Here is a 1,220-nt window from a genome sequence, read left to right as displayed (position 1 = left end):
ACTCCGCGCCGTCCCCCGCCTGCACGTCCCGCATCGTGCGCTGGAACGGCTCGCCCATCATGAGCGTGGAGATGGATACGACGATATTGCGCAGACGTTCGTCGAACACCTGCGCCGTCTTGTTCAGCGTGTTCTGGCTCGTCGTCGTCGCCTGCGTCTTCATCTCGGATGCAAAAAACACGGAAACGTAAGCTCCCGTGACGGATATGCAAACGACTGTGAGCATCACGAAGGATACCCACAGTCTTCTCTTCAACGATATTCGGCGAAACAATTGTTTCATCTTGCACATCGCCTCATTCCAGAAAGGATTAACCTTTGACGGAGCCCACCGTAACCTGCATGAAGGAACGGTTGGCGAACAAATACACGATCAGCAGAGGCAGCAGCGAGATGCACGCTCCGGCCAGCATCAGCTGGTTCTCGACCGCGGCTCCGGCGCCGTACCGGAGATTGGCGAGACCCACCGGCAGCGTCTGCATGTCCGGGCGGGACAAGGAGAACACTAACGGCAAAATGTATTCGTTCCATGCTCCGCGGAAGGTGAACAGCGTCACGACGGCAAGCGCCGGTCTCAGCAACGGCAAGATGATGCGCCAGAAGATGGAGTAGAAGTTGCAGCCGTCGATCAGCGCCGCCTCGTCCAGATCCTTCGGGATGCCTCGGAAGAAGCCGATAATCATGAAGAACGCGGTGGCGTGGGCGCTAATGAGAATGATTATGACACCCCATAATGATTTCTGCAAACCGATACCCACCATCAGGTCGAACTGCGGGCGCAGCACGACCGCGCCGATGGAGATGAACAGCGTGAACGATTGCAGGAAGATGAAGATCTTCTTGCCTTTGAACGCCACCCGGTCCACCGCATAGGCGGCCATGGAGGCCACGAGCAGCGTGCCGATCGTCACGAACACCGCCACGAAAACGCTATTGAACGTGAAGCTCGCGAAGTCCGCGCCCGTCCAAGCCTGCAGGTAGTTGCGGAATTGCCAGGATTCCGGGAAAAACGTGGCGCCCGTCGTCAGCTCCAGATTGGATTTGAACGAACCGAGGATCGCGACGGCGACGGGGAACAACATCGCTGCGGACACAAGGACGAGCAGCGTCCAGACGGGCAGCCTCAGAGCGAATTTGCGCATAATGGTCATGATGGTCCCTCCTCGTATAGTATTTCTTGAACATTGTTTTGAGCCATTTTCCAGCTCCCGAGGGAGCTG

1 protein-coding gene and 1 pseudogene are annotated in these 1,220 nt (G+C 57.2%); both read right to left on the bottom strand.

Annotated elements, in window-relative coordinates:
- Window positions 1-283 (bottom strand): annotated as a pseudogene (locus tag PAT3040_RS38735) (histidine kinase); the annotation flags it as partial.
- A gap of 28 nt (window positions 284-311) precedes the next feature.
- Complete coding sequence (locus tag PAT3040_RS17755) at window positions 312-1,142, bottom strand: carbohydrate ABC transporter permease (protein ID WP_373271327.1); 831 nt, start codon at window positions 1,140-1,142, stop codon at window positions 312-314.
- Between the last annotated feature and the right edge of the window lie 78 nt (window positions 1,143-1,220).

Origin of the sequence: Paenibacillus agaridevorans, from assembly GCF_003112455.1 — a bacterium.
Classification (GTDB): domain Bacteria; phylum Bacillota; class Bacilli; order Paenibacillales; family Paenibacillaceae; genus Pristimantibacillus; species Pristimantibacillus agaridevorans.
This window is presented reverse-complemented; position numbering and strand designations above follow the sequence as displayed.